18 protein-coding genes are annotated in these 25,141 nt (G+C 70.1%); 6 read left to right on the top strand and 12 right to left on the bottom strand.

The window, feature by feature from the left end:
• Both C9I47_RS02125 and C9I47_RS02120 read right to left on the bottom strand, forming a co-directional pair.
• Nucleotides 1–1,716 carry a VanW family protein gene (locus C9I47_RS02125; protein WP_111265274.1) on the bottom strand — a complete coding sequence of 572 codons (1,716 nt, stop codon included), beginning with the start codon at nt 1,714–1,716 and terminating at the stop codon, nt 1–3.
• A 48-nt stretch (nt 1,717–1,764) separates the two neighbouring features.
• The gene (locus C9I47_RS02120) at nt 1,765–2,523 is read right to left on the bottom strand and encodes an NYN domain-containing protein (protein WP_111265273.1); all 759 of its coding nucleotides are present in this window, start codon (nt 2,521–2,523) and stop codon (nt 1,765–1,767) included.
• Nucleotides 2,524–2,689: 166 nt separating this feature from the next.
• Here C9I47_RS02120 and tal point away from each other — a divergent pair, with 166 nt between their 5' ends.
• Together tal and C9I47_RS02110 are read left to right on the top strand one after the other, a co-directional pair.
• Entirely contained in the window at nt 2,690–3,655 is a 966-nt protein-coding gene (tal, locus tag C9I47_RS02115) for a transaldolase (protein ID WP_111265272.1), read from the top strand.
• A 70-nt stretch (nt 3,656–3,725) separates the two neighbouring features.
• Nucleotides 3,726–4,370 carry a helix-turn-helix domain-containing protein gene (locus C9I47_RS02110; RefSeq protein ID WP_111265271.1) on the top strand — a complete coding sequence of 215 codons (645 nt, stop codon included), beginning with the start codon at nt 3,726–3,728 and terminating at the stop codon, nt 4,368–4,370.
• A 37-nt stretch (nt 4,371–4,407) separates the two neighbouring features.
• Here C9I47_RS02110 and C9I47_RS02105 read toward each other — a convergent pair whose 3' ends face one another.
• The 7 genes from C9I47_RS02105 to C9I47_RS02075 form a co-directional block, all read right to left on the bottom strand.
• Nucleotides 4,408–6,399, bottom strand: coding sequence for a serine hydrolase domain-containing protein (locus C9I47_RS02105; RefSeq protein WP_111265270.1), 1,992 nt, complete (start codon nt 6,397–6,399; stop codon nt 4,408–4,410).
• 61 nt (nt 6,400–6,460) lie between these two features.
• Nucleotides 6,461–7,606, bottom strand: coding sequence for a YkvI family membrane protein (locus C9I47_RS02100; RefSeq protein ID WP_111265269.1), 1,146 nt, complete (start codon nt 7,604–7,606; stop codon nt 6,461–6,463).
• Nucleotides 7,606–8,700, bottom strand: a complete 1,095-nt coding sequence (locus C9I47_RS02095; protein ID WP_223250241.1) for a DUF1611 domain-containing protein — start codon at nt 8,698–8,700, stop codon at nt 7,606–7,608. Before C9I47_RS02095 ends, C9I47_RS02100 begins: the two co-directional genes overlap by 1 nt.
• 3 nt (nt 8,701–8,703) lie before the next feature.
• A complete protein-coding gene (locus tag C9I47_RS02090) occupies nt 8,704–9,852 on the bottom strand; it encodes a dipeptidase (RefSeq protein ID WP_223250240.1) in 1,149 nt (382 codons plus the stop codon).
• On the bottom strand, nt 9,849–10,883 hold the full coding sequence (locus C9I47_RS02085) for a dipeptide epimerase (protein WP_223250239.1): 1,035 nt from the start codon (nt 10,881–10,883) through the stop codon (nt 9,849–9,851). The genes C9I47_RS02090 and C9I47_RS02085 overlap by 4 nt, the downstream gene beginning before the upstream one ends.
• Nucleotides 10,880–13,150 carry a TonB-dependent receptor gene (locus C9I47_RS02080; RefSeq protein ID WP_111265265.1) on the bottom strand — a complete coding sequence of 757 codons (2,271 nt, stop codon included), beginning with the start codon at nt 13,148–13,150 and terminating at the stop codon, nt 10,880–10,882. Before C9I47_RS02080 ends, C9I47_RS02085 begins: the two co-directional genes overlap by 4 nt.
• A gap of 139 nt (nt 13,151–13,289) precedes the next feature.
• Nucleotides 13,290–13,826 (bottom strand): GbsR/MarR family transcriptional regulator, encoded by a 537-nt coding sequence (locus C9I47_RS02075; protein ID WP_111265264.1) that lies wholly within the window; start codon nt 13,824–13,826, stop codon nt 13,290–13,292.
• A 107-nt stretch (nt 13,827–13,933) separates the two neighbouring features.
• Here C9I47_RS02075 and C9I47_RS02070 point away from each other — a divergent pair, with 107 nt between their 5' ends.
• Together C9I47_RS02070 and C9I47_RS02065 are read left to right on the top strand one after the other, a co-directional pair.
• The gene (locus C9I47_RS02070) at nt 13,934–14,923 is read left to right on the top strand and encodes an NAD(P)H-binding protein (RefSeq protein ID WP_111265263.1); all 990 of its coding nucleotides are present in this window, start codon (nt 13,934–13,936) and stop codon (nt 14,921–14,923) included.
• A complete protein-coding gene (locus tag C9I47_RS02065) occupies nt 14,920–16,215 on the top strand; it encodes an NAD(P)/FAD-dependent oxidoreductase (protein WP_111265262.1) in 1,296 nt (431 codons plus the stop codon). Before C9I47_RS02070 ends, C9I47_RS02065 begins: the two co-directional genes overlap by 4 nt.
• A 306-nt stretch (nt 16,216–16,521) precedes the next feature.
• Here the strand turns inward: C9I47_RS02065 and rpoH are convergent, their stop codons facing one another.
• From rpoH to C9I47_RS02050, 3 genes are all read right to left on the bottom strand, one after another.
• Nucleotides 16,522–17,400 (bottom strand): RNA polymerase sigma factor RpoH, encoded by an 879-nt coding sequence (gene rpoH / locus C9I47_RS02060; RefSeq protein ID WP_111265261.1) that lies wholly within the window; start codon nt 17,398–17,400, stop codon nt 16,522–16,524.
• Between the two features lie 370 nt (nt 17,401–17,770).
• Nucleotides 17,771–19,189: a nicotinate phosphoribosyltransferase gene (locus C9I47_RS02055; protein ID WP_111265260.1), complete on the bottom strand. Its 1,419-nt coding sequence runs from the start codon at nt 19,187–19,189 to the stop codon at nt 17,771–17,773.
• 76 nt (nt 19,190–19,265) lie between these two features.
• Entirely contained in the window at nt 19,266–20,315 is a 1,050-nt protein-coding gene (locus C9I47_RS02050) for a bifunctional nicotinamide-nucleotide adenylyltransferase/Nudix hydroxylase (RefSeq protein ID WP_111265259.1), read from the bottom strand.
• A 270-nt stretch (nt 20,316–20,585) separates the two neighbouring features.
• On the opposite strand from C9I47_RS02050, the gene C9I47_RS17405 reads away from it, so the two are divergent.
• Nucleotides 20,586–20,960, top strand: a complete 375-nt coding sequence (locus tag C9I47_RS17405; RefSeq protein WP_145985402.1) for a hypothetical protein — start codon at nt 20,586–20,588, stop codon at nt 20,958–20,960.
• 64 nt (nt 20,961–21,024) lie between these two features.
• Nucleotides 21,025–25,131, top strand: a complete 4,107-nt coding sequence (locus tag C9I47_RS02045; protein ID WP_111265258.1) for a non-ribosomal peptide synthetase — start codon at nt 21,025–21,027, stop codon at nt 25,129–25,131.
• Nucleotides 25,132–25,141 lie beyond the last annotated feature (10 nt).

Below are 25,141 nucleotides of genomic sequence, written 5' to 3'. Positions count from 1 at the left end.
TCAGCCGCCCATCGACAGGGTCCGCAAGGCGCGTCGCAGCCCCTCGACATCGCCCGCCTCCACCGGCGTCCATGGCAGCGACGCCGGCAGGCCGCAGGCCGGCGTGGCCACCACCGGCAGGCCGGCGGCGATCGCCCCCAACAGCGCGCGCGGCTGGTGCTCGACCCAGGCCGGCAACACGACCCCATCGGCCTGCAACAGCCCGTGGCGGTACGAGTCGACGCGCCGCAGCGTGGCGCGGCCCGGGTCCAGTCCGCGCTCGCTGTCGCCCGGCGGCAACAGGATCTCGACATCCCGGTCGCGCACGGCCTCCAGCAGCTCCAGGATGCCCTTGCGCGCAAGCGGGGACGCCGGGAAGAACAACCGCGGGCGCGCACCGGCACTGGCACGCCCGCTGGCGGGCACGGCCGCAGGCATCGCCCATGACAGGGCCCGGCCGCGCTCGCCGGCCATGGCCAGCACCCGCGCATGCGGACTCCACCAGGTCTCGGCGGCCTGCAATGCCTGCCATTCGTCCGCGATCAGCGTCTCGTCGGCGCGGAAGTCCCGCAGCGAGCGCACCTGCGGATGCCGACGCACCGCCGCATCCAGCTCATCCTGCAACACGCGCATCGGCAACGCGGTCATCAGCACCGCGTAGCGGCGTCCGGCCAGCTCTCCGTCGCGCCACAGGAACGGCAACAGACTCTGCGGCAACACCAGGTCCAGATCCTGCAATTGCAGTTGGCCGGCCAGGTCGCGCGCATGCGCGCGCAACTGCGCCAGCCGTACCTGCGGGAGCGCCCGCCCGCGCCAACGTCCGTAACGCCAACTCAGCGATTGCGCCGCGCGGCGCCAGGGCGCCTGCGCCGGGAACCGGCGACCGCCGGGACCGAATACGCGATCGTCCTCGCCGCGCCCTGCCGCCAGCGCAGCGCTGAATTCCGGCCAGGCCTCCTGCAGCCACCACAGACGGCGCAAACGGCCTGTGGATGGACCCGTGTGGCGGTGGCATTCGTATTGGCCGCAGCTGCCGCAATCGTTGCTGGGCGTGGCCGGACGCCGTGGCGACACCGCCATCGGCCACGACACCGCATCCACGTCGCGATGCCCACGGATGCGCAGGCGCAGGCGCTGTGCGTCCATTTCCACTTCCAGCCGCCAGGCGAACGGCGCGCACAGGCGCAGATCCAGGTAATTCCAGAACACGGTCGCATCGCGATCCTGCTCGGCCAGCGAACCGGGCAGCACGCGCGAATGACGATGACGTTCGAGTACGGTCAAACCGGCGCGCACGGCGCCGTCGTAGAGCGCGTTGCTGAGCTGGCACAGGCCACCGCCGATGGCGGGGATCAGACACCCCTCACGCAGTTCGCGCCCGATCGCATAGCCGCGCCGGCGGGTGGCGCGACCGACCTGTTTCCAGAAGCCGAAGCGGGCGCCGGGCGCCACTTCGATCCCATCCAGCCGCTTCAGCGCTTGCCGCAGGTTCTGCAGCTTGCCCGCCACCAGCATCGGATCGACTTCCTCGCCTGGCCACAACGGGCTGTCGAACTCGGCCAGCGCCGGCGCCTGCGCCAGCGTGTTGGCGCGCGGATGCCGGCGCGGGCGCCCCGGATCGGCCGCGTCGCGCAGCGCCCGCAGGGCGCGCAGGCCCCAGGCCTTGCACGCGAACACCAGGGCTTCGCGGCGGGTCGGCAGATCGGTCGTGGTCGCGGCCGTCGCCACGGTGTTCATGTCGCCACCTCCCTGGCGTCTCCCGTCCTTGCGGACCCGTCCTTCGCCTTACTTGCTTCCGCTCTTCGCCTTCTGCCTTGCGCTCGCCTTGTCGCGCACCAGCACCACCTGGCCCTGGCGCTTGACCTCGAACAGTCCGATCGCGTCGATCAGGTCGCTGAGCTTGCGGTAGCCGTGGTTGCGCGGATCGAACGAAGCCTGGTTGGAAATCTGCTTTCCGACAGCGGACAGATGCGCCCAGCCATCGTCCTCGCCGGCAGCCTCCACCGCATTGCGCAACATCTGCACCAGTCGCTTGTCGTCGCGCAGTTGCTTGGTCGGGCGCGCCTTCTGGGTGCCTCCCCCGGCCTCGCTCGGCTGTCCCAGCGCTTCCAGATAGGTGAACACCGTGCAGGCATTCACGAACGGCTCCGGTGTCTGCTGCGCGCCGTAGCCGTAGACCCGGACCCCCTCGGTCAGCAGCCGCATCACCAGCGGGGTGAAGTCCGCGTCCGAGGACACGATCGCGAAGGCGTCGAGCTTGCCGGCGTACAGCAGGTCCATCGCGTCGATCACCATCGCCATGTCGGACGCGTTCTTGCCCTTGCTGTAGGCGAACTGCTGGATCGGGCGGATCGCGTACTCGTGCAGTACCGCTTCCCAGCCCTTCATCGCCGGGCTCTTCCAGTTGCCGTAGGCGCGACGCACGTTGGCGACGCCGTGACGGGCGACTTCACTGAGCACCACGTCGATCTTCGAGGCCGGCGCGTTGTCGGCGTCGATCAGCAGGGCGATGCGTTGCTCTTCGGCCTTGTCCGCCATGGACATGCTCCCTGGATGCCTAGCGGCAGTTGCCCGGCAGCCTATCGCAACCCGGGCCCGGGCCGCACCAGCCGGTGCGGACGTATCGGGACGACAGAAGATAGGAGCCCTGCATGCATCCATCGCCGCCGATCGGCGAGAATGGCCGGGAACACGAACCACGACGCCCCCAATGACCAGCCAACTCGAACACCTGCGCACGCATTCCGCCGTCGTCGCCGACACCGGCGACATCGAGGCGATCGCCCGCTTCCAGCCGCTCGATGCGACCACCAACCCCTCGCTGCTGCTGAAGGCCGCCTCGCTGCCGGCCTACGCGCCGCTGATCGACGCGGCCATCGCACAGGCCCGCGGCGGCGACGATGGCGCACGCATCGCCGATGCCGGCGACCGGCTCGCGGTCGCGATCGGCGGCGAGATCCTGAAGCTGATCCCCGGCCGGGTCTCGACCGAGGTCGACGCGCGGTTGAGTTTCGACACCACCGCGACCCTGGCGCAGGCGCGCAAGCTGGTCGCGCTGTACGCCGGGGCCGGCATCGACAGCGATCGCCTGCTGATCAAGATCGCCTCGACCTGGGAAGGCATCCGCGCGGCCGAGCAGCTCGAACGCGAGGGCATCCACTGCAACCTGACCCTGCTGTTCTCGTTCGCCCAGGCGGTCGCCTGCGCCGAGGCCGGAGTGTTCCTGATCTCGCCCTTCGTCGGCCGCATCCTCGACTGGCACCTGGCCAACGGCATGGCCCGCCCGGCCTCGCCGCAGGACGACCCCGGCGTGCAGTCGGTGACCCGGATCTGGCAGTACTACAAGCGCCACGACTACCGGACCGTGGTGATGGGCGCGAGCTTCCGCAACACCGGGCAGGTGCTGGCGCTGGCCGGCTGCGACCGGCTGACGATCTCGCCCGACCTGCTCGGCGAGCTCGACGCCACCACCGCCGAGGTGCCGCTCGCGCTGGCCGACGGCGGCGACCGCGCCCCGGCACCGCCGCGCCTGGACGAACCCGGATTCCGCTGGCTGCACAACGAGGATGCGATGGCGACCGACAAGCTCGCCGACGGCATCCGCCGCTTCGCCGCCGACCAGGTCCGGCTCGAACGCCTGCTGGCCGAGCGCATGGGGATCGCCGCGGCGGCATGACCGCCGCCGCCGTGCGGCGGACGCCCGTCGGCGCCGATTCCGCCGCGGGATTCCCGTAGAATCGGAGTCGATGGAGACGCCGCATCCGACCCTGGGCACCCTGCTGCGCGGACTGCGGTCGCGCAACGGCTGGACGCTCAAACGCATGAGCGAGCAGACCGGCATTCCGGTCTCGACGCTGTCCAAGATCGAGCACGACCGGCTGACGCTCAGCTACGACAAGCTGCTGAGTCTCAGCCAGCGGCTCAACATTCCGCTTTCGGAACTGTTCGCCGAGCCCGCGGCGGGAAGCGGTGCCGCCGCCGGGCAGGTCCCGGTCACCGCCCGCCGCAGCATCGGCCGGATCGGCGATGCGGTCCAGGTCACCACCCCCAACTACGATTACTACTACTTCTGCCCGGAGTTGAGGCAGAAGCGGATGCTGCCGATCCTGACCCGGGTGCGCGCACGCTCGCTGGCCGAGTTCGGCGACTACGTGCGCCATGCCGGCGAGGAGTACATCTACGTGATCGAGGGCCGCATCGTCGCCCATACCGAGTTCTACGACCCGGTCACCCTGGAGGCCGGCGAGTCGATCTACATCGACTCCAACATGGGCCATGCCTACCTGGTCGGCGAGGGTTGCGACGAAGCGCTGATCCTCGGCGTCTGCGCGGCCGGCGAGGACTTCGTCGCAATGCTGATGGCGCAGGACGCCGGCGCGCCGGCGCCGTGACCGGCGGCGGCCGCATGCCGCCGCCAGCCCGACGGGTTCACAACTTCCAGCCGACCATGTTCCAGACCCACACCCCGTAGCCGGCGAGCACGAACGCCGTCAGCGCCAGCGTATGACGCAGCTTGCGCCAAAGACCGAACGCCTTCGACCGCCAGGCGCGCCACAGCAGCGCCACACTGGCCAGGGTGAGCAGCAGCGCCGGCAATGCGGCCCAGAGCGCGACGCGCAGCAGGGTCGAGGGATACTCGAAGATGGCCGCGTCGCCCGCCGCGCTGATCTGCACGAAGGCGGTCGCGAACAAGGCCAGGAACAGCAGCCATGCCAGCGCGGTGAAGGCCAGCCAGCGCACGCTGCTGCGGCCGCCCGCATCGGCGCAGCGACGGCGGCGGCGCAGCCAGGCACCGGCGAGCACGCCGACGGCGGCCAGGCCGGCCAGCGCCAGCAGCGCGTACAGCCGGCCGGGCACCTCGAACGCGCCGGCACGATCGAACACGTCGTGCCCGCCCGGCGAGACAAAGCCGCTCACCCGGCCCGCGCCGTCGCGCAGGAACACCAGTCGCCCCGGCCCCTCCACGGAAGCGAAGACATCATCGGATAGCCGCGCCCAGCGCGAAGTCTCGCCGCCCGCGCTGAGGGTCAGATGGCCGCCGGCGGTCGCGCCCACCTCGACCACCGTCGACAACAGCAGTTTCTCCGAGCGGGTGTAGTTGCGGCGCTCGCCCAGGTAGGCGCCCAGGTACGGCGCCAGCGCCTCGCCCTCGTCCGCGGCCGGCATCTGCGGCGGATCGGAACGGGCGGCGGGGAAGTAGCGCTCCAGCAACAGCCCGGGCAGCTCCGCCGCCAGGCGCACGCCGGTATCGGTATTGGTGGAGACGAACACACCGAATCCGAGCTCGGGCACGACCACCATGTTGCTGTGGAAGTACAGGGTCGCGCCGCCGTGTTCGAGGCTGCGCACGTCGCCGTAGCGCTTGCGGAAGAAGCCGTAGGCGAAACCGGTGGCCTGCGGCGCGGTGCGGAACAACGGCTCGCCCTGCAGGCGCGCGAACGCGGACGCCGGCAGGATGCGTTTTCCATCCAGCTCGCCGCGTCCCAGCAGCATGCGCATGTAGCGCGCCATGTCGACCGAGGTGCTGGATGCCGAACCGGCCGGCGCCAGTTGGGCGATGTACTCGAAATCCTGCTTCTCGAACCCGCCCTGCGTCCGCTTGAAGCCCTCCGACCACATGTCGCGGAGCCACGCGCTCGCGGTGCGCTCGTCATCCTCGCCCAACGGCTCGCGGAAGGTGGTCACGTCCATTCCCATCGGCTCGAACAGCTCGCGCTCCATCAGGGCCTCGAACGGCACCCCGGACACGTTTGCCAGTACCGCACCGAGCAGGGCCAGACTGTAGTTGGAATACACCGCGTGCAGGCCCGGCTCGCGCACCCGCCGCGGCCGGTGTCGCAGCACGTAGTCGTGCAGGCTGAGCGCCTCCTGCGGCGAACGCGCGAACAGGTGGCCGAGCGCCGAATCCTCGTAGCCGGCGGTGTGGGTCAGCAGATGGCGGATCCGCACCGGCGGGTAGCCATCGTCGGCGAGCGCGAGGTCCTCGGGCAGGTAGTCGTTGACCGGCGCGTCCAGATCGAGCCGGCCCGCATCGATCAGCTTCAGGGCCTCCAGGTAGGTGAAGGTCTTCGATACCGAACCGATCCGGAAAAGGGTGGCGTCGGCCCTGACCCGTCCCGGCACCGCTTTCTGCGTGGCGATGCCGTAGCCGCGCAGCAGCAGCGGTCCCCGCGCGTCGACCACCGCGACGGTGACGCCGGCGATGCCGAGCCGCTTCATGTAGGCCTCGACCACGCCGTCGACATAGGCCTCCAGTTCGGCCGCATCGAGCCGCTGCGACGGTTCCGGCGCCGACGGGCCCTCGCCGATCCCGGCCATCGTCGGCGTCTCCATCCGCGCCGGCGCCTCTTGTCCCGACGCGACCCCGGCACAGCACATCAGTCCGGCCAGCAGCAGTGGTCTCAGCTTGAACATGGTCATCCTCTCGCTTTCATGCGCGTTTCTTGAACGTGAATGGCATCGCTGGCAGCGGCCACGGCACTCATGCCCCGTACCGGGTGGCTCGCGCACCGGCACGCCGTCGGCGCAACCGCCAGGGCCCCAGGATCAGCAGCGGCAACACGTACACCGCCAGCAGGGCCCAGGACAGCCCGCGATAGCCGCTGGCGATCAGCGCAACCAGTCCGAAGCGGCCGGCCAGGAAGATCGACGCCAGCAGGAGCGCGGCGGCCACCGCCATGCGGACGCCGATCGGGAAACGTTCGCCGCGGTGCGCGCGCCAACTGGCCGCCATCCGCTCGTTGAGCGCGTGGACCACGCCGACACCGGTCTCCAGCAGGGCGACGAACACCATCGCCTGGAACAGTTGCCGGAACAGCGGCCGGTCCAGGCGCTGCAGCAGGTAATCCGATGGCAGCGCGGCATCGGCGACGGCCGGGGTCCAGGCGACCATGCAGATGAAGAACAGCAGCGCCGGCAGCATCGCCAGCGGTCCCGCGATCGCGCCGGCGATCAGCGCGTCGCGGCGTCCGCGCAGATGGCGGACCATCGGCAGGACCACCACCGCCGCGACCAGGTTGTAGCCGGCGTAGCCCAGGCCGCCCGGCAATCCGGCCGCGACCTCGCCGAGCGTCGTCGGCGAGGCCGAGAAGCGCGCCACGATGCGGTCGCCGAAGCTCGACAAGGACAGCAGCAGGAACAGCAGATAGGTGCCGTACAACAGCGGCGCGGCCCACTTGAACAGACGCTCCACGCCGGCGTTGCCGGTCGCGGCCACCGCCGCCACCAGGATCACGAAGCCGACGCTGCCGACCAGGCCGGGCCAGCCGAACACGGCGCGCCCCAGCTCGCCGGCGGCCGCGCCCATCACCGCCAGGATCAGCACCAGCAACAGCAGGTAGACGAGCTCGAACATCCACCATCCGCGGCCCAGCAGCGCGGTGAAGAAACCGCGGTAGTCGTAGGCATGCGTCGCGCGGGCGAAGGCGAAGGTGGCCGCGCAGACCAGGCTCCACACCAGCATCGCCAACAGCATCGCGACGATGCCGGCCCAGGGGCCGCCGGCGAGAAAGAATTCCGCCAGCTCGCGCCCGGTCGCGTAACCGCCGCCGATCACCACCGCCTTGAATGCCAGCCCCGGCAGCAGGAAGCGCTGGAACCACGAAGCCCCGGTGGCGCGCGAGGACATCAGCCGGCCCTACCCGCCGCGCCGGCATCCAGGCAGGCGTCGACGAGCCGTTCGAAGCAGGCGCCGCCGCGGACCGGGTCGGCCACCGGCAGGCCCAGTCGCCGGCCTTCACGCTCGATCAGGGCATCCGCGGACGCGGGATCCATCGCCGAGGTGTTCAGGCTGATGCCGGCGCAGCGGATCGCCGGGCGGGTCCGCCGCCCCAGTTGCAGATTCAGGCCGATCGCGTCCTCCAGCGACGGCATCGGATAGTCCGGATAGCCCAGCATGTGGCCGCGCCCCGGGTCGTGGCAGACCACGACGACGTCCGGCTGGCTGCCGTGCAGCAAGGCCAGCGACACCCCGGCATAGGCGGGATGGAACAACGAGCCCTGCCCTTCGATCACGTCCCAATGGTCTTCGGCCGCGTCCGGGCTGAGCCGTTCGGCGGCGCCGGCGGCGAAGTCCGCGACCACCGCATCCATCGCAATGCCGCGCCCCGCGATCAGGATTCCGGTCTGGCCGGTGGCGCGGAAATCCACGTCCACGCCGCGCAGGCGCAACGCTTCGGTCAGCGCCAGCGCGGTGTATTTCTTGCCCAGCGCGCAATCGGTACCGACCGTCAGCAGGCGCTTGCCGCTGCGCCGACGTCCGTTCGCCGGTGCGATCGCCGGCGGCGGTTCGCGTACGTCGACCAGGCGTCGGCCATGCCGTTCGGCGGCCTCGCGCAGGGCCGGAATCGATGCCAGCCGGGTGTGCAGGCCGGAGACCAGGTCCAGGCCGTTGGCCAGCGCATCCAGCAGCATCGGCATCCACGCCGGCGGAATCACGCCGCCGACATTCGCCACCCCGATCAGCAGCGCGCGCGCGCCGGCCATGCGGGCCTCCCGCGGGCCGAGCTCGGGCAATCCCAGGCTGACCCGGCCACCGTCCAACCGGCATTCGCCCACGCAGTGCGCGCTCGCCCAGTCGCGCACGCCGAACGCGGTCTTGGCATAGGCCGGATCGCCGACGTCGCCGAGGAACAGCAGATAGGGACGGGGCAGGCGCAGCAGATCGCTGCGGGTGGTTGCGGTACCGGAGTGGCGCCCGTCCATCGCGGATTCGGGGCCCATGGTTCAGCGCCAGACCTGGCCGAGCAGACGGCGGAAATTGCCGCCCAGCACGAGCGCGATATCGGCGTCGCCGTAGCCGCGCCGGATCAGTGCCTCGACCAGGTCGTAGATCTTCAACGGATGGTCGAAGCCGGCGATGTCGATGCGGTCGCGGAACCCGTAGCTGGCCTTGTAGGCCGCCTTCAGCTGCGCCAGTTGCTCGGCCGGCATCGCATCGTAGCCGTACAGGTCGGCGTCCGAGCCGATGCCCACGTGCTCGATCCCGACCAGCCTGGCGACGTGGTCGATGTGGTCGACGATGTGCTCGATGGTGGTCGGTTCGGCGCCGGTCACGAACATCCGCACCCCGGTGATCCCCATCACCCCGCCCTTCGCCGCCAGTCGGCGGATCGCCTCGTCGCTCTTCAGGCGCGGATGATCGAGCAGGGCCTGGCAGTTGGAATGGGTGATCGCGATCGGTCCGCGCGCGATCTCGATCGCGTCCAGGGTGGTGCGCGGGCCGCAATGCGAGACGTCCACCAGCATGCCGGTGCTCTCCATCCCGGCGATGATCGCCGCGCCGAAGTCGCTGACCCCGCCGTCGACCCGGTCGGTGCTGCCGGAGGCGATCAGGTTCTGGCTGTTGTAGGTCAGCTGCGCGCAACGCTGGCCCATGCCGTGGAACAGTTTCACGTCGTCGACGCCGCGGAAGTGGTCGGCGTTCTGCACACCGAAGATCACCGCCACCTTGCCGTCGGCCTTCGCCCGCTCCAGATCGGCGACGCCGCGCACCAGCACGAACAGATCGGCGTGGTGCGCGATCAGGCCGTACCAGCCGGCCATGTGCGCCAACACCTGGCTGTGCGCGTCCGGCCCCTCGATGCCCCAGCTGTGGTGCATCGCGGTGATGCCGCTGCGGCGGAAGTCGGCGATCTCCCCGGCGCTCAGCGGCTCGGCGTAGGCATCCTCGCGCAGGTCGATGCGCAGCGGCGCCAGCATGTCGATGACCAGGGCGCGCTCGACGATCGCGCGGGCACGCCTGGAGTAGCCCGACAACGCCGTCGCGGATGCCTTGCCCGCGGTCGGCGTCGCGGTCGCCGGCAGTGCCATCAGCGCGGCCGAAGCGCCGGCCGCCTGTAGCAGCCGCCGACGGCCGATATCCAATGTGTTCATGCGCATGGCATGCCTCCCCAGACCCGATGCGGACAATCGATCGCACCGTCGACGTAGCGGACGCCCGGCACGCGGTCTCGGGCGATGAAGGTCGGGCCGTCCAGATCGACCAGGTCGCAGCGCTGGCCGAGCACGAACGCCGGCGCCGCCGCCAGGCTGCTGCCGAGCATGTTGCCGACCATCACCTTCAAGCCCAGCCGACGCGCGCGGCGCTCCATCGCCAATGCCTCGGTCAGGCCGCCGCACTTGTCGAGCTTGATGTTGACCACGTCGAAGTGCCGCGCCCGCGCTTCCAGTTCGGCCAGGTCCTGGATGCTCTCGTCGGCGGCGATGTCGATCGCGACGTCGATGCCGTCCAGATCGGCTTCGCGACCGCGCGCGAACGGCTGCTCGAGCAGGCTCGCGCCGGCATCGGACAGCGCCCGGAGCAATGGTTCGATCGTGGCCGGGGCATAGCCCTGGTTGGCGTCGACGCCGAACCAGACCTCCGGCCGCGCCGCGCGCAACGCACGGATGCGCTCGATGTCCACGTCGACCTCCCCATCGAGCTTGAGCTTGAGCGCGCGCGCGTCGGTCCAGTCGCGCGCCCGCCGCGCCACCGTGGCCGGATCGTCGGCGCCGATGGTGAAGGTCGTGGTCAGCGGCCGCGGCGGAGCGGTCCCGGCCAGCGCGGCCACCGAGGTGCCGGCACGCAGCGCTTGCAGTTCCCACAGCGCGCAGTCGACCGCATTGCGGGCACCGCCCGCCGGCAACAGGGCCTGCAGCGCATCGCGGTCGAGGCCCGACTCCAGCGCCTCGCGGTGATGTTCCAGCGTGCGCCACATGGCCTGCGGGGTGTCGCCGAGGTAGTACACGCCGGCGGCCTCGCCGCGACCGCGATGACCGCCGTCGTCGAGCACGACGTCCAGCGCCGGCATCGCCGTGAACGCGTGGCCGCTGATGCGGAACGGCGTCTTCAACGGCAGCGGCTCGATCGCCATGTGCAGCGACAGGCGCGCGGTGCCGGCGCGCGGCATCACGGCCGCGCTCAATGGAAGTAGCCGGTGAAGGTGATGCCGACGGTACGCGGCTGCAGCACCGAGCCGCCGTACAGGGTGCGGCCGTCCTCCAGCGCGCCGTTGACGCCCAGGGTGACCAGGTCGTCGGCGTTGGCCGCGTTCTTCACCCACAGGCTCAGGTTCCAGCGACTGCTGTCGAGGCCGGCGCGCAGATCCATCTGGTTGTAGCCGGACAGGGTCTGGCCGGCGCCATTGCCGGTGAAGTCTGTCGCCCGCTCGCCGACATGACGGAAACTCGCACCGACGAACCAGCCCAGCGTACCGGTCAGGTCGCCTTCGTAATCGGCGTTCAGGGCGGCGCCGACCCGGGGCACGTAGGGCAGACGATCGCCCTTGGCGAAGCGCGCGACCGGCTGCCCGTCGGGCCCCAGCACCTCGTCGGTGAGGTGGGCGTCGGTGTAGGACGCGGTCAGGCCCAGATTCAGGCCGTCGAACGGACGCAGGTTCAACGCCGCCTCCAGGCCCTGGCTGCGCGAGCGGCCGCCGTTGCCCTGGAAGCCGAAGCCATCGAAGGACACGCTCAGTTGCACGTCCGACCAGTCCACGTAGTAGGCGGCCAGTTCCAGGCCGACGCGGCGGTCCAGCCATTCGCCCTTCATGCCCAGCTCGTAGCTGGTCAGCTTGTCCGGCTCGAACGCCGGCGGGATCACCCCGGCCAGCTCCGGCGGCGGCACGAAGTTGGGGCCGCCGGGCCGGTAGCCGGTGGCGAAGCGACCGTAGAACATCAACCCGTCGCGCACCCGCCAGCGCGGATTGACCAGATAGGTCCAGGTCGCGTCTTCGGACCCCTTGCCCGACACCCCCGACAGCAGCGCGCCGCGGGTGTCCTGGGTGAACTCCTGTTCGTTGCGGCTGTAGCGTGCGCCCACGGCCACGTCGAAGCGCGGCGAGATCCGCCAGGTCAGCGTGCCGTAGGCGGCGATCTCGTCGTAGCTCGCCGGCAGGGTCGCGACGAACAGCTCGTCGCCGATCAGCCCGACGAGGTCGGCCGGCGTCCGCTCGGCCGCATCGTAGGCCGCGAGCTTCTGACGGTTGCCGGTTTCCTCGTTGCTGTAATACAGACCGGCCTGCCAGCCGAGCGTGCGTTCGTCGGTGGTCCAGGCGCGCACTTCCTGGGTGAACTTCTTCTGCTCCATGCCGAACTCCTCGGCATAGGCGAAGCCCTCGAACGGCGTTCCCAGCGCGCCGCCGAGCAGGCCACGCCACTGCACGGTGGCGTCGCTGCGGAAGCGGTTGTGCTGGGTGCCGTAACTGCTGGAGGAGAGCAGGCTGACGCGGTCGAAGTCGTACTGCACGCTGAGGTTGTGCTGGCGCATCCGCACGTCGAAGTTCTCGTCCAGCCAGCGCCGCTGGGTCAGGCCGCCATAGGCCGGGCGCAGGTCCGGACGCACGCCCGGCTGGCCGGCACCGGGCGCGGCGTCGACCAGCTCGACCACCGGCGCGCCCAGGCTGTCCAGGTCCTGCGCCATGCTGGTCAGGCGCACCCGCAGCGCGTCCGCCGGTTGCCACAACAGCGAGGCACGGCCGCCGGCGACATCGCTGCCATTGATGTCCTTGCGGCCGAGACCGACATCGTCGATGTAGCCCGGGTCGCGGCGCTTGAACACGTTGGCGCGCAGCGCCGCGGTCTCGCCGATCGGCGCGTTGACCAGGCCGCGCAGGCTCCAGCCGTCGCCGCCGCCGGACACCGTGCCGTACTGGCCCTGGGCCTGCGATTCGAACGTGCCCAGCGCCGGTGGCGTGGTCACGAACTTGAGCAGGCCGCCGAGGCTGTTGGCGCCGTACAGGGTGCCCTGCGGGCCGCGCAGCACCTCGATCCGGGCCATGTCGTAGGGGTCGAAGTCGGCGGTGAGATTGCCGGCGCGGGCGAAGATGCTGCTGCTGCCGAACGGACTGTCGTCGACGTACAGACTGACCGTGCTGTTGCCCTGCAGGCCCACGCCGACCCCGCGCAGGGTCAGCTGGGCGTTGCCCGGACGCGGGCTGATCGAGGACATCCCCGGTACCTGGGTCAGATAGTCGTCGAAGCGCTCGATGCGCAGGCGGTCCAGGGTCCGCGCGTCCAGCGCGGTGACCGCCATCGGCGTTTCCACCAGCGGCTGCTCGACCCGGTTGGCGGTCACCACCACCCCGTCCAGGTCGGTGGCCGCCGCCTCTGCGGTGGACGACTCCTGCGCCTGCGCGGCCATCAGCGGGAGCGCCGCGGCGATCGCGACGACCAGGACACGGTGCAAGGACATACGACCCCCAAACGGAGAATTGTTGTCCTGATATGAAAATTATTCTCTGATCATGTCAAGCCGGTGACCACGATCGGCCACTTTGGGTAGCCGCTTCCGGCCGCCCCGACGCGGTCCGCCGGGAACCGCCGCGCCCGGCTCATCCCTCGCGCAGCAGCTTCTGGATCCGGCTGCCGAGCTTCATCACCTTCATCAGCGTCGCCGGTTCCAGCCGCAGCATCTCCTCGCCCCAGGCCGACAGCGCGGACATCAGCGCCAGGGTCTCGGCGATCCTGGCGCGCACTTCCGGCGGCTCCGCGGCCAGCTCCGGGTCGGCCATGCAGTCGCCGAGCATCGCCACGGTCGGGTCGAACTCGCGCGCCTTGCGCTCGCGCACGACGGTGCGGAACAGCTCCCAGACGTCCCTGGAGGTCTCGAAGTGGTCGCGGCGGTCGCCGAGCTGGTGCACGGTGCGCACCAGGTTGTAGTTGGTCAGCTCGCGCAGGCTGGTGCTGACGTTGGAGCGGGCGACCGACAGGGTCGCGGCGATCTCCTCGGCATGCATCGGCCGACCGGACAGGAACAGCAGCGCGTGGATCTGCGCCACGGTGCGGTTGACCCCCCAGCGCGAGCCCATTTCGCCCCAATGGAGGACGAAGCGGCGGGCGATCGGGGACAGTTCGACGGCTTCGGACATCGCGGACTCCGGCAACGGCCCGGCGGGCGGTTCGCGGGCTTGGCGGCAGATTAGATTCGTCATATATTTCTGTCAAGACAGAAATAACTGAAACAAGGAGCAGGGATATGCCCCTCCACGCAACGCCAGCCCCGGTCGACGGGGAGACAGTCGGCTCACAAACAGCCGGCCCGCGCCGGGTACTGGTCCTGGGCGGCGCCGGCTTCATCGGCCGCCATGTCGTCGCCGCCCTGCGCGAGCGCGGGGTGCCGGTCAGCATCGGCAGCCGCCACCCCGGCCGGCGCCAGCGCCGCGCCGATATCGCCGCCGCCCGCTATCTGCGCGTCCGCATGGAGCGGATGACCGCCGCCGCCGACTGGTCCGCCCTGCTGGCCGGGGTCGATGCGGTGATCAACTGCGTCGGCATCCTGCGCCCGCGCGGACGCGAGACCTACGACCGTGTCCATCACCGTGCCCCCGCCGCGCTCGCCGCCGCCTGCGCGGCGCGTGGGCTGCGTCTGGTCCACGTGTCCGCGCTCGGCCTCGACGGCCCGGTACGCAGCCGCTTCCTGCTGTCCAAGCGCGACGGCGAAGCGGCACTGCGCGCCAGCGGCGCCGACTGGCACATCGTGCGCCCGTCCCTGCTCGACGGCGACGGCGGCTACGGCGCACGCTGGATCCGCCGGGTCGCACGCTGGCCGCTGCAGCTGCTGCCCGCCGACGCCTGCGGGCGGATCGCGGTGCTCGACGTCGCCGACCTCGGCGAAGCGATCGCCAACCTGGTGCTGGCAGCGGCCGATCCCGGCATGCCGCGCGAACACGACCTCGGCGGCCTGCGACCGTGCACCCTGGCCGAGCACGTCGCGGCGATGCGCCGCCTGCACACCGACGCACCCGCCGCGAGCCTGCGCGTGCCGGGCTGGCTGGCGCGGCTGGCCAGCCATGCCTGCGACCTGCTTCACCTGACGCCGTTCTCCTATGGTCACTGGGAACTGCTGCGGCAGGATAATTGTCCGCGTCGCAACCGCCTGCCGGCGCTGCTCGGGCGGCCGCCGCACAGCGTCGGCCTGCACCTGCCGCCCCCGGCACCGCTGCCCGTCACAGGAGCCCATGCATGAGCGCCAACGCCCTTCCCCATGTCGTGATCGTCGGCGGCGGCTTCGCCGGCCTGTGGGCGACCCGCGCGCTGGCCCGCGATCGCGTGCGCATCACCCTGATCGACCGCCGCAACCATCACCTGTTCCAGCCGCTGCTGTACCAGGTGGCGACCGCCGGCCTGTCGGCGCCCGACATCGCCGCACCGCTGCGCCACATCCTGCGCGGCCAACGCAATGTCGAGGTGCGCCTGGGCGAGGTGACCGCGATCGATGCCGATGCTCGAACGGTCGCCCTCGCCGGCGACGACGGTGCCGACGACAGCCGCATCGGCTACGACTACCTGCTGCTGGCCAGTGGCGCGACCCACGCCTATTTCGGCAACGACGCCTGGGCCGAGCATGCGCCGGGGCTGAAGTCGCTCGACGACGCGCTCGGCATCCGCCGCCGGGTGCTGATGGCGTTCGAGCGCGCCGAGGCCGCCGACGACCCCGCCGAACGCGCCGCCTGGCTCGACTTCGCCGTGGTCGGCGGCGGCCCGACCGGGGTCGAACTGGCCGGCACCCTGGCCGAGATCGCCCGCCACACGCTCAAGGACGAGTTCCGCCACATCGACCCGGCGCGGGCACGGGTGCGCCTGATCGAGGCCGGTCCGCGGGTGCTGGCCTCGTTTCCGCCGGAGCTGTCGGACAACGCCCGGCTCAAGCTGGAAAAGCTCGGGGTCGAGGTGGTCACCGGGCACGCGGTGGAGACCATCGACGGCGACGGCTACGTACTGGCCGGCGAGCGGGTGCCGGCACGCACCGTGCTGTGGGCGGCCGGAGTCGCCGCCTCGCCGCTGGGCGCCCTGCTCGACGTGCCGCGCGACCGCGCCGGCCGGGTCCGGGTCGAGGCCGACCTCGGCGTGCCGGGGCGGCCGGAGGTGTTGGTCGCCGGCGACCTGGCCAGCATCGAGCAGGACGGCCGACCCGTGCCCGGCGTCGCGCCGGCGGCCAAGCAGATGGGCGCCCACGCCGCCCGCGCGATCCGCGCGCGCCTGGCCGGACGACCGGCGCCGCCGTTCCGCTACCGCGACATGGGCAACCTCGCCACCATCGGCCGCATGGCCGCGGTGGTCGACCTGCACGGCTTCAAGCTCAAGGGCCTGCTCGCCTGGTGGTTCTGGCTGTGGGTGCACGTGCTGTTCCTGATCGGCTTCCGCAACCGTCTGCTGGTGCTGATCAACTGGGCCTGGGCCTACTGGAGCTACCAGCGCCACGCGCGGATCATCCTCGACGACCACGACGACGAGAGCGGCGATGCGGCTGCCCCGTAGGAGCGGCGCAAGCCGCGATCGGGGTTGACGCGGACAGCCCTTCATCCCGAACGGAACGGGCCGTACCGACGACGGTCGGCGACACGCTGCCACAACGGCCGAGGATATTGAGACCCGTAGGAGCGGCGTACAGCACGGCAACGGTGGGACCCAAGGATTGCGCAGCAAATTTTGGGAGATATCCGGGCGCAGCCGGGTATCGCGGCCTGCGCCGCTCCTGCGAAATGCGTGCGGGCGATCACCGGCGCCGGAAACGAAAACGGCCCGGGATCGCCGGGCCGTGGTCGTGCGAATACGAGGCCGCGATCAGGCGACGAACAGCGCCTTCATCTTCTTCAGCGCGTTGGCCTCGATCTGGCGGATGCGCTCGGCGGACACACCGTATTCGTCGGCGAGTTCCTGCAGGGTGACCTTGTTGTCGCCGTCGAGCCAGCGGCGCTTGACGATGTCGCGCGAACGCTCGTCGAGACCGGCCATGCCCTCGCGCAGCAGCTGCAGCTGGTTGTCCTCCTCGTCCTCGCGCTCGTACAGCTGCGACGGGTCCTCGGCATCGGTGCGCAGATAGGCGGACGGCGACGGCGGCGTGCGCTCGTCGTCCTCGTCGGCCGGCGCGTCGAAGCCCACGTCGCGACCGGACAGGCGCGACTCCATCTCCAGCACTTCGCGCTCGGAGACGTTGAGGTCGGCGGCCACGGTGCGCACTTCCTCGGCGTTCAACCAGCCCAGGCGCTTCTTGCTCTTGCGCAGGTTGAAGAACAGCTTGCGCTGCGCCTTGGTCGTGGCGACCTTGACGATGCGCCAGTTCTTGAGGATGAACTCGTGCATCTCGGCGCGGATCCAGTGCACCGCGAAGCTGACCAGGCGCACGCCCTGCTCGGGGTCGAAGCGCTTGACCGCCTTCATCAGGCCTATATTGCCTTCCTGGATCAGGTCGCCCAGCTGCAGGCCATAACCGTTGTAGCCGCGCGCGACATGCACCACGAAGCGCAGGTGCGAATGCACCAGTTCGCGGGCGGCATCGAGGTCCTCGTCGTCGCGGAAGCGGCGGGCCAGGTCCTGCTCGTCCTCGGCGCTCAACACCGGGATCTGGTACACGGCACCGATATAGGCGTCGAGCGACCCCAGTGCGCTGGGCACCGGCAGGTTGTTGGCGATCAGGGCGGTTGCGGTGGGAGTCTGGTTCATGGCAGGCATCTTAGCAGTCGCGTATTACGACTGCTAAGGCAGCTGGAAGTTCAGTCCGTTGCATGGATGGAACGAAGGCTCCGTTCAGGTTCGGCCAGAAGTCGATTCCGCCAGGCCCCGCCGGCGCGTGGAACAGGCGCGCAAGCGGACACGCCGCCATGCGCGCACCCCAATAAAAATCAATTAAATCAAGATCTTGGACAGAAGCCACTCACCCGCGGGCGCCAACGCATCATCCGCACCCGCCGGCGACCTCGGGACCACCCCAGATCGGAACGGTCGCAACGGGATCCAAGCCGCGCACCGCCAAGCCCCCCGGCGAGGGATCGCCGGAGGTACGGAGCGGGCGTCGGACCTGCCGCCGCCAGCGCTATCCAGCATTGCCATGGGCGCGGACCTCGGCGAAGGTCCAGTCACGGGTGAGTTGGCCGTTCTTCCACACCGTTTGCATGGCGTGGGTCCAGCCCAGAGGCAGCGCCATCTCTTCGACATCGACCACGTCGTCCGGGATCGGCACGGTCTTCACGCTGCCGTACTCGACGTGCCGCAGCAGGGCCAGCCGGCCGCGCTGGGAGGTCTTGCCGGTGTCGGTGATCGGGTCCTTGTAGACGTCGAGCCACTGGCCATCGACGCGCGCCGCCGAGCACTTGAGCGCGAACTTCTGGGTGTCGCGGTTGAGCTTCTGCAGCAGACCACCGCCCATGCCGAAGGCGATGTTGTCGGTGGCGTAGCCGGCTTCGGTGATCCGCTCCAGGATCGCGCGGATACTGTCGGGGTCGACGCCGTCGCCCTGGATCAGGCGAACATGGTTCAGCACCTTGTAGCCCTTGCCGTTGACCGTGCTGCCGAAGGCCTCGTCGAGCAACTCCAGGCACTGGTGCACGACCTCGACCGGGTCGCCGGAGTCGGGGCGGATCACCACCGTGGCGCCGGACTCGATCACCTGCTGGCGCAGGGCCTTGCCCCAGCGCTCCTTGATAGCCGTGTAGATGTCGTAGCTGTCGGAGACCACCGCGACCAAGCTGCCGGGCCTGGCGAACTGCTTGAGCATGTTGGCGTAGGCCTCGACCTCGCGTTCGCGGCCCCAACTGGTGATGGTGCTGTGCTCGGCGGCCGGGATCGAGACGCCGGCCATCGGCTCGTGGTAGTAGGCGCGCGCGGTGAGCACACCGGCGACGGTGTCGGTGCCCATGAAGTTGACCAGATGGGCGGCGCCGCCGAGCCCGGCCGATTCGAGACTGGACACGCCGCGGGCTCCGAAGTCGTGCAGTTTGAACGGCAGCTGCCCCTCTGGATCGTCGCTGGTGCGTTCGAGGAAGGATCGTATGGTCTGCTTCACGTGGTAGCTGATCGTCGCCACGGTGACCGGGTACCACAGCCTCAGCAGCAGGGTCTCGATGTAGCTGGGCAACCAGAACGCTTCCGGGTCGGTGGACTCGATCGTGACCAGGGCCTGATGGGTGCGTATGACGCTGCCCTCGGGCACGGCGCGGATCCGCAGCGGCAGCAGGCCGCCATGCACGTCAACGATCCGGCGCCAGCCGGCCTCGTTGAACGGCTCGCCATGGGTGGCGAAGAAGTCGCGCGCCTCGTCGACGTCGGCATGGGTGACCGGCTTCGACAGGTATTCCTTGAGGATGGCCTGCAGGCCGAAGAACAGCGTCTTGTCGTACACGCCGCCGCGGGACTCGACATAGAAGAACGTGGCGTCGGTGCCGGGCGGGTACTGCAGCCAGTGACTGGCCTTGTAGCTGTCGGTATTGAGAACCAGATTTTCGAGATGGCGCATGACGGAAGCTCCTTCGCGTCGGGTGACGCCGGCGGTCTGTCCACCGGCGGGATGGCAGGGGCGGATCCCGGTCGGGTCAGCTCCGGCCGAGGAAGAACTCGAGGATGTACAGGTGGTCCTCGTACAGCTGCGGGCCCATCTCCAGCGCTTCGCTGACCGGGAACCAGCGCGCCTTGTCGGCATCGTCGCTACCGCGCACCGGCGGCAGATCGCCGGCCGGGAAGTCGAAGTGGAAGGCGTGGGTCACGGTACGGCCGCGTTGCGAGCGCTCGGGGTGGTCGAACACGTGCTGGCCCTTGATCGAGCCCTTCAGCACCGGCAGCGGCAGTTTGAGCCGGGTCTCCTCGCGCAGTTCGCGCAGGCAACTGGCAAGAATGCTCTCGTCCTGATGGACAAAGCCACCCGGCAGCGCCCACAGGCCTTTGCCCGGCTCTGCCCGGCGCCGCACCAGCAGCACGTGGCCGGAGTGCACGACCACCGCATCGGTGGTGACGAAGGTCGGCGGATACGGGGCCTCGGCCCAGGCCGCGCGATACTGGTCGATGAAGCGGTGTTCGGCGACCAGTTGGGTGAACGCGGGCGAGTTCTTGCGGAAGGCTTCGAGCATGTCGAACACCGGGCCGGGTACGTTGGCGCGGATCAGCATCAGCCCGCCGTGGCTATCGACCTGGTTGGCCTCGAACAGATAACGGCGCAGTTCGGTCGCCGACAGCGTGGCGGTGTGCTGCACGTCGACCAACGGCCATTGCGGGAACTCCTGCAGGTAGTAGCTGCTGGCGTCCTTGTCCTGACCGATCAGACCAACCCGGGCATCGACTGCGCCACCGTCGGCCTTGATCGCCTCGGCGACGCTGCGCTGGACCGCGGCGATCCATAACGCTTCGTTGTAGAGGTGATCGCGCAGCGGCCGCACGATCAGGCGCCGCTCATCGTCGGCGAGCGCGGCGCGGACCATGACCTCGCGTTCGGCGACGGTCCAGGGGTTGCGGATGGTGCGGGGGGTATCGGCGGAGCCGACCAGAAGGATCAGCTTGCGCGCCCGGCCCAGTGCCAGGCGGGCGACGGCGGCATGGCCGTTGTGAAACGGCTCGAAGCGGCCAATGAAGACCAGATAATCGTATTCCATGAGGCTCCCTCACGGTGGGTGGTCGCCCCGGGTCTGTCCCGAGGCTCATCGAAAATGCTACGCCTTCCCTGTCCCGAGTCAAGCGATGCACAAGCGCCGCACCTCATCCCGGCAGTGATTGCGTCGACTCCCGACATGCATGAAAGCGCGCGATCGGCAGACCCTCGCGGCGGCTCCGGCAACCTGCGATTCCGGGGGCGACGTCCACACCGTGGGCTTCTTCGCTCGACGCCGCCAACAATGTCGGGGCCGGATCGGCAATGCCGTGGCATGAACAATGCGACCGGCAGCTTCGGAACGCAGCCGCGCATGCGGATCGGTTGCGCAGTTCCCGATCCGCGTCGTCGCGACGTGACGGATGCATGGCGATGCGATGCCGATTCGCCGCGTTTTATGACGCAGTTCCGCCGGCCTCGCGATGGCGTGTCTTCACCGCACGCACACATCAAATTTCAAAACGTGATTTCGTCCACGCAACGTCGGATGCGCGGTGGACATGTCATCGGCGCGCTGACATATCTGGGGCGACGGCTGGTTGAAGCGCCGCCCGACCTCTCTCTGCAAGGAACCCTGGAAAGCCGCGAAACGACAAGCCCTCGACTCAAAAAGAAATCGCCAGAAAACGGCCTTCTCGCACAGGGATGAGTGAGGTGAGGACCGGCGCGACACCTGCAGCACGTCGCCCCCGCCCCCACGAAAAGGATTTTCGATGAACGAGTCACACCGGGTTTCGCTGCCCCTGACCATCGCACAGCGCGGGTTGTGGGTGGGCCAGAAGATCGCCGCTGCCAACGCCACGCTGAACATCGCCGAGGCGATCGAGATATCGGGTCCGGTCGACCCGGTGCAGTTCCTGCGCGCGCTGCGCCAGGTGGTGCGCGAGGCCGAGACCCTGCGCGTGCAGGTGATCGAGGAAGACGGCAAGCCGCGCCAGATCGTGCGGCCGGCCGACGGCGGCGCGCACGAGAACCGCCCGCTCCACGACGGCGGCTTTCCGTTCATCGACGTCAGCGCCGAGGCCGACCCGCGAGCCGCGGCCGAAGCCTGGATGCGCGCCGACCTGATCCGCCCGGTCGACCTGGCCCGCGATCCGCTGTGGGTCGCGGCGCTGTTCAAGGCCGCCGACGATCGCTATTTCTGGTACCAGCGCGCCCACCACGTGGTCTATGACGGCTACAGCGGCGGCATGGTGGTGCGCCGCGTGGCGCAGTTGTACACGGCCTATGTCGAGGGCCGCGAACCCGAGCCCTGCGAGTTCGGCTCGCTGTCCGCGCTGATCGAGGCGGAGGCGGCGTATCGCGACTCCAAGCGTCTGCAGCGCGACCGCGAATACTGGCTGCAGCAGCTTGCCGACCTGCCCGAGGCGGTGACCCTGGCGCGCGGTGCGAGAAGCGACGAAGGCGGCCTGCGCCACAGCATCGGCTATCTGCCGATCGCCAAGGCGCGGCGGCTCGACGAACTCGGTCGCCGGCACTCGGCCAGCCTGCCGCAGGTGCTGATCGCGCTGATCGCCGCCTATTTCCACCGCGCCACCGGCGCCAACGACCTGGTGTTCGGCATGCCGGTGTCCGGCCGCGTCGGCGCCGCCCTGCGCGCCTCGCCCGGCATGGTCGCCAACGCGGTGACGATACGCCTGTCGTTCGCCCCCGGATCGACCGCGACGGATCTGTTCGAGCAGGTGTCGAAGGTCGTGCGGCACGCGCTGCGTCACCAGCAGTACCGCTACGAGGATCTGCGCCGCGACCTCGGCCTGATCGGCCAGGACCGCCATATCGCCCGCCTCGGCATCAACATCGAACCGTTCGACTACCAGCTGGATTTCGGCGGCGCGCCGGCGACCTCGCACAATCTCTCCAACGGCTCGCAGGAAGACCTCACCGTGTTCGTGTTCGACCGCGGCAACGACAGCGATCCGTGCATCTACTTCGACGCCAACCCGGCCTTGTACCCGATGGCCGAGCTGGACGAGCACCGCCGCCGGCTGATGCGTCTGATCGACGCGGTGCTGGACGATCCGGCGCAACCGTTGGACCGGATCGACATCCTCGGCGATGGCGAACGCCGACGCCTGCTGGTCGACTACAACGCCACCGCCGCGCCCCTGCAGGACGTCGGTCTGCCGCAGCTGCTCGCGCGCCAGGCGGCGGCGACGCCGGAGGCGATCGCGGTGGTGGCCGGCGACACCGCGCTGAGCTACCGCGAGCTGCACCGGCGCAGCCTGCGCCAGGCACGGTTGCTGGTCGCCGACGGCATCGGTCCGGGCGATATCGTCGCGATCGCGCTGCCGCGCGGAGCGCAGTTGCTGATCGCGCTGCTGGCGATCATGCGCAGCGGCGCGGCCTATCTGCCGATCGATCCGGACGGCCCCGCCGAGCGCATCGCGATGATGCTCGACGACGCCGCGCCGGTGGCGATGATCGCCCCGCCATCGGCGCATGCGCAGTACGGCGGTGGCGGCCTGCTGATGCTCGCGCCGGAGGAGGACGGGGAGCCCGCGGACGCGCCGCCGGAACCGGACCTGTCCACCCCGGACGCGACCGCCTACCTGCTCTACACCTCCGGTTCCACCGGCCGGCCCAAGGGGGTGGAGGTCAGCCACCGCAACCTCGGCAACTTCCTGCAGGGCATGCGCCGGCAGCTCGCTCCGCGCGCGGACGACCGCTTCCTCGCGGTGACCACGGTGTCCTTCGACATCGCCGCGCTGGAGCTGTTCCTGCCGCTGACGACAGGCGCGCGCACGGTGATCGCCGACGCCGGCATCGCCCACGACCCGCCGCGGCTGGCGCGTCTGATCGCCGACGCCGGCATCACCCACGTGCAGGCCACGCCCTCGCTATGGCGGGTGCTGCTGGCCTGTCGCCAGGCCCGGCTCGACCGCGTCCATGCGCTGGTCGGCGGCGAGGCGCTGGGCGCGACACTGGCCACCGAGCTGCGGCGCCGCGCGGCGCGGGTCACCCAGTTCTACGGCCCCACCGAGACCACGGTCTGGTCGACCGCCTTCGACCTCGCCGAGAGCGGTCCCCACGACACCGATGGCCGCCAGGCGCCGCCGATCGGGCGGCCGATCCTCAACACCCGCCTCTACGTGCTCGACGGCGACCGGCAACCGGTCATCAGCGGCGCGGTCGGCGAGTTGTACATCGGCGGCGCCGGTGTCGCCAAGGGCTATCTGCGGCGGCCGCAGCTGAACATCGAACGCTTCCTCGACGATCCCTTCGCCGCCGACGGCAGCCGCATGTACCGCACCGGCGACCGGGTCCGCTGGCTCGACGGCGGCGTGCTGGAGTTCGTCGGACGCATCGACGACCAGGTCAAGATCCGCGGCCATCGTGTCGAACTGGCCGAGGTCGAACAGCAGTTGCTGGCCAGTCCGTCGGTCGCCGCCGCCGCCGTGCTTGCGCATCGTGACGGCGAGGGCGGTACCTCGCTGGCCGCCTATCTGGTCGCCGCCGACGGCGACCAGATCGACGAGAGCGGCCTGCGCGGACACCTGGCCAGCCGCCTGCCGGAAGCGATGATCCCGTCGGCCTTCGTCTGGATGCCGCAACTGCCGCTGACGCCGAACGGCAAGCTCGATCGCAAGGCCCTGCCGCGCCCCGAACAACGCGGCCGCGCCCCGCACGTCGAGCCGACGACCGCGATCGAGAAGAAGCTCGCGGCGCTATGGTGCGCGGTGCTGGGACGCGAGCGGGTCGGGCTGCACGACAACTTCTTCGACCTAGGCGGCGACTCGCTGAGCGCGGCGGAGATGATCGCCCGCTTCCCCGAGTACCTGTCGATGGAGCTGCCGCTGGCGAGCGTGTTCGAGGCCTCGACCATCGCCGGACTGGCGGCCTGCCTGGACGACGGTCAGGCGCGGACCACGCACGATCAGGACCCGCTCGCCGCCCTGCTGTCCCTGCGCGGCAACGGCCGCGAGCGCGAGCGGCCGCTGTTCTGCATCCATCCGGTGGTCGGCCTGGGCTGGGCCTATGCCGGGCTGCTGCGCCACCTCGATCCCGGGCTGCCGGTATACGGCCTGCAGGCGCGTGGCCTGCGCGGCGACGACAGCCTTCCGGCCAGCCTGGAGGAGATTGCCGCCGACTGCATCGCGCGCATGCGCAGCGTCCAGCCCGAGGGCCCGTACCGGCTGCTGGGCTGGTCGCTGGGCGGCCTGATCGCCCACGCCATCGCCACCCAGCTGCAGGCGCGCGGCGAGCGCGTGGAGCTGCTGGCGATGATGGATGCCTACCCGTTCGCGACCCACCCCGGCCACGACGTTCGCAACGCCTCCAGCGAAGCCGGCGAGGTACGGGCGGCGCTGCGCTTCCTCGGCTTCCATCGCAAGGCCGGCGACAACCCGCCGGCCACGCTCGACGCGCTGGCGGAGTGGTTGTGCGCGGAGTACGACGTGCTGTCGATGCCGCTGGTGCGGGAACTGGTCAAGCGCGATCCGCGGCTGATCGAGCATGTCGCCGCGGTGACCGGCAACCACCTGCAACTGGCCCGGCGCTACGTTCCCGACCATTGCGGGACGGAACCGGTCCACGGCGACCTGCTGTTCTTCCGCGCGGCGCGCCAGGCCCGTGTCGACCTGGAAGGCCTGATGCACTACCGGCCAACGGTCTGGGCGCCCTGCTTCGACGGCCAGGTGGAACTGCACGAGATCGACAGCGATCACCAGTCGATGCTGGAACCGGGGCCGGCGGCACGGATCGGCCGGGTCCTGCAGGAGCGGATCGACCTGCTGCGCCGCCATCGCGAGGCACCGGTACCGGAACGGTCGGGGCGGCGGCCCGCGGCGGTGCACAAGTCGGCACTGCCGGTCGGTGGTTGAACGCCATGGC

The organism is Marilutibacter maris, assembly GCF_003233695.1.
Classification (GTDB): domain Bacteria; phylum Pseudomonadota; class Gammaproteobacteria; order Xanthomonadales; family Xanthomonadaceae; genus Marilutibacter; species Marilutibacter maris.
The sequence above is the reverse complement of the archived record's forward strand: the minus strand, read 5'-3'. Positions and strand labels throughout refer to the sequence as shown.